At 36.9% G+C, this 11,703-nt stretch carries 11 protein-coding genes; 6 read left to right on the forward strand and 5 right to left on the reverse strand.

Annotation, left to right across the window (positions count from 1 at the left end; all coding sequences use genetic code 11):
- Position 1: 1 nt before the first annotated feature.
- Positions 2 to 3,232: a carbamoyl-phosphate synthase large subunit gene (gene carB / locus ABLC00_RS14640; protein ID WP_004707343.1), complete on the forward strand. Its 3,231-nt coding sequence runs from the start codon at positions 2 to 4 to the stop codon at positions 3,230 to 3,232.
- Between the two features lie 87 nt (positions 3,233 to 3,319).
- Positions 3,320 to 3,796: a transcription elongation factor GreA gene (greA, locus tag ABLC00_RS14645; RefSeq protein ID WP_002048557.1), complete on the forward strand. Its 477-nt coding sequence runs from the start codon at positions 3,320 to 3,322 to the stop codon at positions 3,794 to 3,796.
- A 79-nt stretch (positions 3,797 to 3,875) separates the two neighbouring features.
- Here the strand turns inward: greA and ABLC00_RS14650 are convergent, their stop codons facing one another.
- Positions 3,876 to 4,463: a TetR/AcrR family transcriptional regulator gene (locus ABLC00_RS14650; RefSeq protein ID WP_002048596.1), complete on the reverse strand. Its 588-nt coding sequence runs from the start codon at positions 4,461 to 4,463 to the stop codon at positions 3,876 to 3,878.
- 139 nt (positions 4,464 to 4,602) lie between these two features.
- On the opposite strand from ABLC00_RS14650, the gene ABLC00_RS14655 reads away from it, so the two are divergent.
- The 3 genes from ABLC00_RS14655 (at position 4,603) to ABLC00_RS14665 (ending at position 6,298) form a co-directional block, all read left to right on the forward strand.
- Complete coding sequence (locus ABLC00_RS14655) at positions 4,603 to 4,992, forward strand: RidA family protein (RefSeq protein WP_004885520.1); 390 nt, start codon at positions 4,603 to 4,605, stop codon at positions 4,990 to 4,992.
- 114 nt (positions 4,993 to 5,106) lie between these two features.
- Positions 5,107 to 5,739 carry a CatB-related O-acetyltransferase gene (locus tag ABLC00_RS14660; RefSeq protein WP_004885518.1) on the forward strand — a complete coding sequence of 211 codons (633 nt, stop codon included), beginning with the start codon at positions 5,107 to 5,109 and terminating at the stop codon, positions 5,737 to 5,739.
- Positions 5,740 to 5,860: 121 nt separating this feature from the next.
- A complete protein-coding gene (locus ABLC00_RS14665) occupies positions 5,861 to 6,298 on the forward strand; it encodes a universal stress protein (protein ID WP_004885516.1) in 438 nt (145 codons plus the stop codon).
- Between the two features lie 37 nt (positions 6,299 to 6,335).
- On the opposite strand, the gene ABLC00_RS14670 is transcribed toward ABLC00_RS14665, so the two are convergent.
- Together ABLC00_RS14670 and ABLC00_RS14675 are read right to left on the reverse strand one after the other, a co-directional pair.
- Positions 6,336 to 7,082 carry a hypothetical protein gene (locus ABLC00_RS14670; protein ID WP_004885515.1) on the reverse strand — a complete coding sequence of 249 codons (747 nt, stop codon included), beginning with the start codon at positions 7,080 to 7,082 and terminating at the stop codon, positions 6,336 to 6,338.
- Between the two features lie 25 nt (positions 7,083 to 7,107).
- Positions 7,108 to 7,437 (reverse strand): MGMT family protein, encoded by a 330-nt coding sequence (locus ABLC00_RS14675; RefSeq protein ID WP_004707331.1) that lies wholly within the window; start codon positions 7,435 to 7,437, stop codon positions 7,108 to 7,110.
- A 79-nt stretch (positions 7,438 to 7,516) separates the two neighbouring features.
- Between ABLC00_RS14675 and ABLC00_RS14680 the strand changes: the two genes are divergently transcribed.
- Positions 7,517 to 8,233 carry a hypothetical protein gene (locus tag ABLC00_RS14680; protein ID WP_006580506.1) on the forward strand — a complete coding sequence of 239 codons (717 nt, stop codon included), beginning with the start codon at positions 7,517 to 7,519 and terminating at the stop codon, positions 8,231 to 8,233.
- Here ABLC00_RS14680 and ABLC00_RS14685 read toward each other — a convergent pair.
- Together ABLC00_RS14685 and ABLC00_RS14690 are read right to left on the reverse strand one after the other, a co-directional pair.
- A complete protein-coding gene (locus tag ABLC00_RS14685) occupies positions 8,230 to 9,954 on the reverse strand; it encodes a CapA family protein (RefSeq protein WP_004885510.1) in 1,725 nt (574 codons plus the stop codon). The two genes, ABLC00_RS14680 and ABLC00_RS14685, sit on opposite strands and share 4 nt — an antisense overlap.
- Positions 9,951 to 11,606: a hypothetical protein gene (locus ABLC00_RS14690; RefSeq protein ID WP_004885507.1), complete on the reverse strand. Its 1,656-nt coding sequence runs from the start codon at positions 11,604 to 11,606 to the stop codon at positions 9,951 to 9,953. Before ABLC00_RS14690 ends, ABLC00_RS14685 begins: the two co-directional genes overlap by 4 nt.
- Between the last annotated feature and the right edge of the window lie 97 nt (positions 11,607 to 11,703).

An 11,703-nucleotide genomic window follows, 5' to 3' on the forward strand; every position in this document is an offset into this window, starting at 1 on the left:
AATGCCTAAACGTACGGATATTAAAAGCATCTTAATTATTGGTGCTGGTCCAATTGTTATCGGTCAGGCTTGTGAGTTTGACTACTCTGGTGCTCAAGCATGTAAAGCGCTTCGTGAAGAAGGTTACCGTGTTATTTTGGTTAACTCTAACCCAGCGACCATTATGACTGACCCTTCAATGGCTGATGCAACTTACATTGAGCCAATTACTTGGCAAACTGTTGCTCAAATCATTGAAAAAGAGCGTCCAGATGCAGTCCTTCCAACTATGGGTGGACAAACTGCATTGAACTGCGCACTTGCACTTGATGAAAACGGCGTATTAGCGAAATACAACGTAGAACTTATTGGTGCAACGAAAGAAGCGATTGAAAAAGCTGAAGACCGTAAACTCTTCGACATCGCTATGCGCAAAATCGGTTTGGAATGTCCAAAAGCTGCTATTGCTGAAACCATGGAAGAAGCATTGGAAATCCAATCTCGCTTTGGTTTCCCAGTAATTATCCGTCCATCATTTACAATGGGTGGTTCAGGCGGTGGTATTGCATATAACCGTGAAGAATTCCTTGAAATTTGTGAACGCGGTTTTGACCTATCTCCTACTCACCAGTTATTGATTGATGAATCTTTAATTGGCTGGAAAGAATACGAAATGGAAGTTGTTCGTGACAAAAACGACAACTGTATTATCGTATGTGCGATCGAAAACTTTGACCCAATGGGTGTTCACACAGGTGACTCAATCACTGTAGCACCAGCTCAAACATTAACTGACAAAGAATACCAATTGATGCGTAATGCTTCAGTTGCGGTTCTTCGTGAAATTGGTGTTGAGACAGGTGGTTCTAACGTTCAGTTCGGTATTAACCCGAAAGACGGCCGTATGGTTGTGATCGAGATGAACCCTCGTGTATCTCGTTCGTCTGCTCTTGCTTCTAAAGCAACTGGTTTCCCGATTGCAAAAATTGCTGCGAAACTAGCTGTTGGTTATACCCTTGATGAATTGAAAAATGACATCACTGGCGGCGTAACTCCTGCGAGCTTTGAACCATCAATCGACTATGTTGTAACGAAGATTCCTCGTTTTAACTTCGAGAAATTCCCACAAGCAGAACCTGTATTAACCACTCAGATGAAATCTGTTGGTGAAGTCATGGCAATTGGCCGTAACTTCCAAGAATCTGTACAAAAAGCATTACGTGGTCTTGAAGTTGGTGTAAGTGGTTTTGATGAAAAAATCGAAGCTGGTGCAACAAACGTAAAAGAAACCATTTTAAAAGAGCTTAAAGTTCCGGGTCCTGAGCGTATTTGGTACGTAGCAGATGCATTCCGTCATGGCTTTTCTTTAGATGACGTATTTGAAGCAACTAAGATTGACCGTTGGTTCTTGATCCAAATTCAAGATATCGTTAAGACAGAAGCCCAAGTAAAAACTTTAGGTTTTGGCGATCTAACTGCTGAAAATATCCGTTCGTTCAAACGTAAAGGTTTATCTGACCTTCGTATTGCGAACCTTATGGGTATTTCTCAAAAGCAATTCCGTAAGCAACGTTGGAACTTGGGCGTTTATCCAGTTTACAAACGTGTTGATACATGTGCTGCCGAGTTTGAATCCGGTACTGCATATATGTATTCAACTTATGATGAAGAGTGTGAAGCAAATCCATCAAATCGTGACAAGATCATGGTTATTGGTGGTGGTCCGAACCGTATTGGTCAAGGTATCGAATTTGACTACTGCTGTGTACACGCTGCTTTAGCAATGCGTGAAGACGGTTACGAAACAATCATGGTGAACTGTAACCCTGAAACTGTTTCTACCGACTATGACACATCTGACCGTTTATACTTCGAACCTGTAACACTTGAAGATGTTCTTGAAATCGTACGTACTGAGAAGCCAAAAGGCGTAATTGTACAATACGGTGGTCAGACTCCACTTAAGTTAGCACGTGCTTTAGAAGAAGCTGGTACTCCTATTATCGGTACTTCTCCAGATGCCATTGACCGCGCAGAAGACCGTGAACGTTTCCAACAAATGATTCAACGTTTACAGCTTCGCCAACCAAACAACAGCATCGTAAAATCTGCTGAAGAAGGTATCTCTGAAGCTGCGAAAGTTGGTTATCCGTTAGTTGTTCGTCCATCTTATGTATTAGGTGGTCGTGCAATGGAAATCGTATATAACGAAGATGAACTTAAACGTTACCTTCGTGAAGCAGTACAGGCTTCTAATGAAGCGCCTGTTCTTCTTGATCACTTCCTTGATGATGCAACTGAAGTTGACGTTGACTGCGTATCTGACGGTAAAGATGTCGTAATAGGCGGTATCATGCAGCACATCGAACAAGCTGGTATTCACTCTGGTGACTCTGCATGTTCTATCCCTCCTTACTCTCTTTCTAAAGAAGTACAGGATGAAATGCGTCGTCAAACCGTTGCTATGGCGAAAGAACTTGGTGTAGTTGGTTTGATGAACGTTCAGTTCGCAGTTAAAGGCGACGATATTTACGTTCTTGAAGTAAACCCACGTGCATCACGTACTGTTCCGTTCGTATCAAAATGTATTGGTGAATCTTTAGCAAAAGTAGCTGCTCGTTGTATGGCGGGTCAATCACTTGAATCTCAAGGCTTTACTAAAGAAATCATTCCAACTCACTTTGCTGTGAAGGAAGCTGTTTTCCCATTTGCTAAGTTCCAAGGCGTAGACCCAATGCTTGGGCCTGAGATGAAATCTACAGGTGAAGTAATGGGTGTTGGTAAAACATTTGGCGAAGCATTCTATAAAGCCGTTTTAGGTTCGAATGATCGTTTACCTGGTCTACCAACTGAAGGCGAAGAAAAGATTGCTTTCTTATCTGTTCGTGAATCTGATAAGAAATATATTGCTGATATCGCTAAAAAGTTCGTAGCTTATGGCTTCAAACTGGTAGCAACAGGTGGAACGTATAAAGTACTTAAAGAAGCAGGTTTGGAATGTGAATCTGTAAATAAAGTAACTGAAGGACGTCCACATATTGTTGACCGCTTGAAAAATGGTGAAATACACCTTATTGTCAACACTACTGAAGGCAAACAAGCTCAATATGATTCTGCAATGATTCGTCGTGCTGCCCTCCAAGGCAAAGTTTATTACACAACGACTATCAATGGTGCAGAAGCAGTTTGCCAAGCCTTTGCTGTGAAATTGCCAATGGATGTATACCGCTTGCAAGATTTAACTGTAGGTTAATTTTTTTCCGATAAGTCCCGCCACCTTATCGGTGGCGGGATTTTTTCATTTTTTTAACTGTGTTTTCTCAACTTAAGAGGGACCGAAATGCAACGTTATCCAATGACCCCTGAAGGTAAAATCGCCTTAGAGAAAGAATTACAACATCTGAAATCTGTTGAACGTCCACGTATTACTCAAGCGATTGCTGAAGCACGTGAACATGGGGACTTAAAAGAAAACGCAGAATACCATGCTGCTCGTGAACAGCAAGGTTTCTGTGAAGGCCGTATCCAAGATATCGAAGGGAAATTGGGTGCTGCACAAGTCATCGATGTTAAAGACTTAGAACAAAACGGTCGTGTTGTATTCGGTGTTACGGTAACGATTGAAAACCTTGATACTGAAGAACGTAAGACTTATAAGATTGTTGGTGATGATGAGGCTGATTTTAAAATCAATAAAATTTCAGTAAATTCACCAATTGCACGTGGCCTTTTGGGTAAAAATGAAGGTGATGAAGTAAAAATTACCACTCCTCAAGGCGAAGTTGAATACGAAGTTGTAAGTGTAGAATATCTTTAATTTTTAATTAGATATACTTAGGCTATAAGACCCCTCAATTGAGGGGTTTTTACATTTAAGATAAATAGTAAAAAATTCACTATGCGTCTTTTAAAAAACCTGATGCAAAGATTTGAAAAGCATTTAATGCTTCAGGAAGTACCTGTTCAGGATATTCACTAGAAGCCACCCATAAGGCTGCATTCATGGCAGCACCATTTAAAAGCACTGCTGCTGCTTCTGGATCTACAATTTTAATTCGTTCCTCTATCAAAAGCTGTTCAACGCACTCCCGAGTAGACTGCAAACATCTATTTTGACTTGGCCAATGCGCCGGATCACCCAACACTGCAGGGCCATCACGTAGCACAATACGCTGAAATTCAGGCTTCAAAGCATTTTGAATATAAGTCTGCCCTTCAACTAGTAATCCTTCCCAAAGATCATCAAACTGCTCTCGATGCTGCTGAGCATATTCGGCCATCTGTGAATCAATTTGTTCTACAACTGCTGCAAATAAACCACGCTTATCGCCAAAATGATGATAAAGCGCCCCACGAGTCAATCCTGCCTCGGCCGTGAGTTTATCCATTGAAGTATCGGTATAGCCATATTCCGCAAATGCATGACGTGCTACTTCAATTAGTTTTTTGCGGGTTTCCGCCATTTTTCTTTCACGAACAGACATATATTTCACCTGCTAATCATCACAAAAAATATTAATTGACATACGCCTCGTATGTCAATTAAGTTTACATACGAGGCGTATGTGAAAATTAACCGACATTTATTGATTAGAAGTTAAATACTGAAGGAGAACAAACCTGATGAGAACTGCAATATTTCCCCAAAATCGTCATGCCTTATATGAACAGCATGGCTATTCAGCCGCAATTCAATTGAAAGATTTACTCTTTGTTTCAGGGCAGGTTGGTAGCCTTGAAGATGGCTCGCCTGTACCTGATTTTGAAAAACAGGTAACACAAGCTTTTAAAAACTTAGAAGAGACATTAAAAGCAGCAGGTTGCACTTTCGATGATATTATTGATGTCACTACTTTTCATACGGATCCCGAACGGCAGTTTGAAAGTATTATGAAGGTTAAAAATCAAATCTTTACACAAAAGCCTTATCCCAACTGGACAGCTGTTGGCGTAACTTGGTTAGCAGGTTTTGATTTTGAAATTAAAGTCATTGCACGTATTCCTCATAAGTAATGAAGACAAATTAGTACGTGCTTTAGTATTCGATTCACTAGCTGAACTAAGATTATTGGTTCAGCTTGAATCGCAATTGGGTATAATGACCTATTCCCTTTTTATATCTTCCTTATGGCTGAAAAGTTAATTAGCTCCCCTGTCCGTCATTGGTGCGAATTTGAATTTATTTCCAAAACTGTAAAAAATCCGAATATCCATATTAAAGGTAATTATTCTTACTACTCAGCCTACTGGGATCAAGGTTTTGAACGCTGTGTCGTACGCTATTTACACGACAAACCATCTACTCCCGATAAACCAATCGATCAGCTTTATATTGGTAATTTTGTATGTTTTGGGGCTGAGTGTGTGATTATGATGGGTGGTAATCAGCTTCATAGACCAGACTGGATTTCGACTTTCCCTTTTGATACCCGCAGTTTTTTACCAGCTGGTGACACCATCATTGCAGATGGTTGCTGGATTGGAAGCCGTGCCATGATTATGCAAGGTGTAAAAATCGGTGAAGGTGCTGTTATTGCAACTGGAGCTGTCGTCACTAAAGATGTCCCACCCTATGCAATTGTAGGTGGAGTTCCGGCAAAAGTTATTAAATACCGTTTTCCTCAAGAGCAAATAGAAAAACTACTCGCTTTAAAGATTTATGATTTAGATGAAAAACAAGTTTTAAAAATGCGGGAATATTTGCAAACTGATGATATTGACGCTTTAACAATCTATATTGAAAATTTAAGAGATAAGTAAAATATATTCTCAAATTTTCTTGTTTAAAAACCACAAATGATTACGTGGTCGAATTTAAATCGTAAGAAAAGAAGTATAAAGTATTGAATAAATAAGCATCATTACAATAAGGAACATTCTCATGTTATACCAACATATTCTTGTACCAATTGACGGTTCTGAAACATCTATGGTCGCTATGAAAGAAGCGATCAAACTTGGCAAAGCATTAAATAGTAAAATTACTATCGTACAGGTCATGGCACTTGATCCAATTATTGCAGATCTTTATGTCAAGACTGGCCAAACCAATGAACTAATTGAGCGGACTAGAACATACTTACTTGATATTTTAGAACAAGCCAAACAACAGTTTTTACAAGAAGGTCTTAGCGTAGAAACCAAATTACTTGAAGGTTTCGTTGTGCATGAAGAAATTATTCAAGCTGCACAAGAGCTTAATGCTGACTTGATTATAATGGGCTCTCATGGCCGTACAGGCGTACGAAAACTTGTATTAGGAAGTGTTGCACAAAAAGTTTTAGGTGAAAGCCATATTCCTGTTTTAATTGTTCGCTAAAAAATGCCTGTCTGGCTCAATTCGGCCAGATAGGCACCTATTTTTTAAAAGGAATAACGTCTTCTCTTGATTGCTCAACCGTTATTGTTTTTTTACTTTTAAAAGCATCCCAAGAATAATTTTTATAATTTAACTGCCATAAATAGTAAGATTGACCGATATCTTTAAACCTAATATTTAATGTCATCCATGTTTCATCATGGCAATGCGGTGACTTCTTATACTCTTGTTCTGAAAAACATGCTCGAATCATTTTACTTGAAGAAAAATTAATATCTTTTAAGGCAACTTGATACTGACCTTTAGACTTAAGCTCAATAAAATCAGCGTTTTCCTCAAAACGCCCTCCTCCAGAATAACCAGTAAACCATGTGTTTAGCACTGCTATTGCATGCTCATTTTTATTGAGTGGATATAGTGCTGGAAAGATTTTGAGTCCATTAGGGCCTAAATCATCAGAATGTGGCTCTTTATTACTATGTTCATAATTTTTAAAATTCCACTGATTCAACACCGTATATTGATTATTTTGCTTTTTAACTTCAGCAATTTGTGGAGTTTCATCTATTAAATAATAAGTCTGATCTTGTGTGTTTTTGACTTTCCATAGCTTAGCTTCATCGCTACATTTATGACTTAACTGCTGACAAATCGAATGTATATCTTGTGAGGAGACTTTCACATTTATAAAAGGTTGAGCTGAAATAGCCTGCTCTGCAAAACTCGATTGCACTGTTAAACCTAGTAGTAATATGGCTAGACTCTGCCATTTATAATTCTGCATTTGTATTTGTTCTCTATTAATAATTTTAAGGTTGCCATGCGAACTGCTTTAAGTTCACTTTGCCATTCAACAAATAGACTCCTTCAGCTTCAAGCTTTAACTGCTGAACATTTTCACCTTTTTCATTAAACTTACTTAGGCTAATTTTACCTTGTGAGTTAATAACACGGTACCAAGGAACTTGATGATCTGCATCAAGATGCTTAAGAACATAACCTACTAATCTGGCGTGTTTGGGTAACCCTGCCATACGTGCTATTTGTCCGTAAGTTGCTACTTTTCCATACGGAATTAGAGCAATGACTTCTAAAATCTGTCGATGTAGTTCATACTGAGTTGTCAAAATGGAATCCATAAAAATTGACATCGTTCATATCATATAAAAATTTACTTTAAATCTCTTTAAAAGAATATGCAGAGACATTGCGATGAATATGAAAAAAACCTTACTGATGATTACAGGGACACTTCTGTGTGTTTCTTGTACGACCCGCCCTCCTCTACAAACGCCAGATTTATCAGAGGAACCTGCCAATAATAGACCTGTAGTTCCAGTTACTTTCGTTTTTACTACAGACAATCCTTCTGCTGCACGCTTTGATAACCTTACACAAATGCGAAAAGAAGTCCGCATATTAAATACATATTATTTAGATGACCAAGGCAATAAAATCTTTAATTTCAAATTAAACCGTTATATTTCTTACCAAGATTTTTCAAAAATGCATTGCGAACTTGGTAATGAAATAAACCAGGCTCGTCCTATTTCTATAGGCTCGATTCCTGCAAGCGTGAATGCATGCTTTCCTAAACGAACAGCACGTAAAGAGGTCATAGTCTTTATATACGATGCGTATTCAAAAAACTTAGAATTTGATGATGTTACTAGTCGTACATTCCGTAATAATGGAAAACCCTTTATTTTATTAGACTGGAATCGATTAAATTACAACATTCAAGCGGGTAGTATTCATGAAATGGGCCATGCTTTCGGCTTAAAACATGTGTGTGTACCTAATGCAACCAAAACCACCCCCACCAATATTATGGCCAGTGCTGAGTGTAAATTAGGCAGTGGCGGTTTAAGAAATTTGGGGTTTACTCAAACACAGCTTCAAACCATCTTATCAACTTATAAACAATATTCTTAAAATTTAATTTCAACATATCTCCCCAAGTTATCTTGGGATGCCATATAATTCTCATGGGTCAGTAAAGATGTCATATAAGTACTGGCCTTTGAGAAATCTTCAATATCTACTGGATACGGTTGCCAAAAAGTTTTTAAGTTATCCGTATAAATTGGATAAAGACGAAGTAAGTCATTTGCCAAATCGAGTTTGGCTATACAACCAAATGGCAAAGCATTTTGCTGTTCATATTCTCCATCACTATTAAACACAGCATTACCAATACCAAACACAACAGGCTTTTGGTTGATGATCTGGATTGGCTGAATAGTATGAGCGCCATGACCAACTATAAGATCAGCTCCTGCTTGAGCAAGAATAGTCGCGAGTTTAGTTTGGTCTTTTGTAATAGGCTTAAAATCGATACCCCAATGACAAATAACAATAATTTTGCGCTCTGGATGATTCTGCTTATAACGCATTATTTGTTCAAGTAAAACAGCGTTTAAACAAGCTACTCCACTTCTTGACCCTAGTGCATAGAAATCATAGTCTAGATAAGCACTGTCTCTATGCCAATAACCATTAAAAATCGCATAGTGCTTAGCTTCAAAAGCTATTTCAAAGTAATTGTGAGCATCTTTTTGGTTCAGTCCAGCGCCAATATAAGCAATACTCGCCTGATCCAACTGTTGTAATGTATGGGCCAACCCTTCATCACCATAATCCTTCAGATGATTGTTCGCCAACACCAAATAATTCAAATGAATGCTCTTAAGCTCTTCTAATGTTTTTTTAGCGTCGGCTTTTAGAATGAATGGCTTTTTATCTTTTAACGGCGATTGATTTTCTAAAGAAAAGACTGCTTCAAAGTTAGCTATGTTTATGTCATTTTTACCTAAAAATGGCTGTATTTTTTGAAATGAATAGTGATATCCATACTGCTGTAAAGCATCTGTTTGTCCTCTAGACTTACGCTTTTCAGTGTACATTTCACCGAAATAGGTATCTCCCAGAATATTGATAATGCCTGTTTGAGAAGAACATTTTTTTGCCTCGACATACTTTTCTTGAAAAAAATGGTAGTAAGGAACCAAATGCTCAAGACGGTGAATATCATCTAAAAAAGAGAAAAATCCAATGCTCTGGTTCTGTTCGGAATAAGTGATATAAATCTGTCTAAAGGTATGTGAGAGATATAAAACCGAGGTGAGTACTGGATGAGCAAGCAAAGGCGTAATCGGTTGATATACTTTATTTTTAAAAAAAAGTGTTTTGATAAAGAAAAGTTTTTTCAGCTCGGCTGGGTAGCTATAAATGTGTTTTACCAACAAAAATAGATTTTTTAATTGATTAGGTGCTTTTAAAGTTAATTTGTAGTTTTCCGCTCTCTTAGACAAGATCAATTGAGCTTGCTCAACGGAATCAAACAGTATATTGCTTAAGGCATCTTTAACATCATTTGCCTGAGTAAAAATTACGAATTGTAAAAGCTGGGCAAATGTATAAGATTCATTTTTTTCCAAGCCCAAATATTGTTCACCAATTTTCTTATTTTTTTGTTCAGAAACCCGATAGACTTTATCAGCTTGAACTTTTTTTTGATGGAATTGTTCTAATGCATAATCAATCAATAATAAAGTAGAAATGTCTCCATCAATTTCAAATGTCCAAATTGCCTCTTCAAATTGAGCATGATCAAGAGAGGCTAGCAGCTTAATTTCAAATAGAGGATCAGTCATATCTCCTCTCCTTCGAAATCTTTTACGTAAGCAATGTAGCCAGACAAGTTATGTTCCTGATCATCAATTCTTACTCTAAAACGATCATGTCGTACATAAAAAGCATTTAATATTTTATCTGGACGCGCCATGTACATCGCTATTTCCGGATAGAAAAAACCTGTGGTTTGAAACTCAGCCCGAAATGTAATCAGTTTTTTTAATTCGTGCATATAAGCTTGTTCAAAAAGTTTTTGATAGCCTTGCTTTTTTAAACGATTTACCATTTTATAAGCAGCCATTAGCATTTCTAACAAAGTTGCATACGTTGTTTTTCTATTTCGAATAAAAATAAAATGTTTTAAATAATTATTTAAACCAAAAATAAAATATTTTTCTTCAGGACATATTTTTGTAAGCTCATTGGTACAGTAACTTAACCAATGATCATGATATTTTTCATATCTTTTATAAATAAAATTTTCAAACATTAATTTAACAGTGTCTAATAATCTTTTATCCTGATTTATTTGATACAACCTGAGTAAAGCTAATGCTGCTTCTCCATCATAATAAATGATTCTAAACTTTTCTTTTAAATCATAGTCTGGATAATTTAATACATGAGTAGTTAATCCATCTGAATCAACTAATTTTAAAATACCATTTGCAAGTTTCTCTGCATATTTTAAATAATCTGTTTTTTGAGTAATTTCCTGATATTTCGTTAACATTAAAATAGCTGCTGCGTTTGCACCTAATTTAATTTCAAACTCCCCTTCTTTACCATCAATCATAAAAGCAGTTGTAGAGTCTTTTTCTTTATAGAAAGTAGTAAGAGCGTATTGAATTGCTGCAATAATTTTAGGCCAGTACTCAGATTTATCTTGTAATTCGAAAGTTTCTAATAGTGCATAAAGTGATGTGCAATGACGTACAGTATTGTAGTTGCGGATATCTCGATCGAAGGCAGGAAAATAGCCATAAATGAATTTGCCATTTTCTTGAATCTGGCTGTGCAAAAACGCTGCATTTTTCTCAATGAGCTCTCTAAAATGCAGCTTTTTATTGGTCGCAATACCTCTAATACCATTTGCATCATAACGGCTTGCTAAATTAATAAACTGTCCATTTTCATAAAAAGTTGCATAGGTATCGAAAGTCCAAATGTCTTGCAGCTCTTGTAGTCTAATTTGTGGTTTAGGAGCGTTATATTTTTGCTTAATTGCATAGTTGAGATTGGTTTCATCAAAAAAGTTAGGTTTGTCATAACTCAAACCTCGAATAATTGCTTTGCCATATATCTCTTGCTCCAGAAAAACCACCGAACATGCTTCATCAAATGCAATTCCTCTGCGGTAATGATTATTATGAAATTGATGATGAACAAGTTGTTCTATTTGACTCCAACTTTGTTTTTCCAGGTTGTACGCAACATCAATTTTTATATAGTCTGGAAGTTGATCTGGAGAAAACTGGTTATCAATAAAATCGAGTAACTGTATAGTTGCTTGTGAAAAAGCTGTTTTTTCGGTATGCCAGACACTACATCTTTGATCTTTAGGACCAAATGATATAAACAAAATTGTTTTTTCCGGAAGGTCTGGAACATGCTGAACGAAATGTTCCAACCAAAGCTTAAGTTGTCTTTTAAAGTCTAAAAATACCGCCACTCGAATTAAGTCCCTATTCGTTATTTGTTGTTCTATAAAATTTTCAATACATCATAGCATGAAGTCTTTAAAAGCTAAGTTAACGTATTGTTTAAAC

The organism is Acinetobacter nosocomialis (assembly GCF_041021905.1).
In the GTDB taxonomy this organism is placed as follows: Bacteria; Pseudomonadota; Gammaproteobacteria; order Pseudomonadales; family Moraxellaceae; genus Acinetobacter; species Acinetobacter nosocomialis.

Coding starts and splice junctions, on each gene's coding strand:
- ABLC00_RS14660 (WP_004885518.1), top strand. CDS start 5,107: ATGGCTGAAAAGTTAATTAGCTCCCCTGTCCGTCATTGGTGCGAATTT.
- ABLC00_RS14680 (WP_006580506.1), top strand. CDS start 7,517: ATGAAAAAAACCTTACTGATGATTACAGGGACACTTCTGTGTGTTTCT.
- ABLC00_RS14670 (WP_004885515.1), bottom strand. CDS start 7,082: ATGCAGAATTATAAATGGCAGAGTCTAGCCATATTACTACTAGGTTTA.
- ABLC00_RS14675 (WP_004707331.1), bottom strand. CDS start 7,437: ATGGATTCCATTTTGACAACTCAGTATGAACTACATCGACAGATTTTA.
- ABLC00_RS14685 (WP_004885510.1), bottom strand. CDS start 9,954: ATGACTGATCCTCTATTTGAAATTAAGCTGCTAGCCTCTCTTGATCAT.
- ABLC00_RS14665 (WP_004885516.1), top strand. CDS start 5,861: ATGTTATACCAACATATTCTTGTACCAATTGACGGTTCTGAAACATCT.
- greA (WP_002048557.1), top strand. CDS start 3,320: ATGCAACGTTATCCAATGACCCCTGAAGGTAAAATCGCCTTAGAGAAA.
- carB (WP_004707343.1), top strand. CDS start 2: ATGCCTAAACGTACGGATATTAAAAGCATCTTAATTATTGGTGCTGGT.
- ABLC00_RS14655 (WP_004885520.1), top strand. CDS start 4,603: ATGAGAACTGCAATATTTCCCCAAAATCGTCATGCCTTATATGAACAG.
- ABLC00_RS14650 (WP_002048596.1), bottom strand. CDS start 4,463: ATGTCTGTTCGTGAAAGAAAAATGGCGGAAACCCGCAAAAAACTAATT.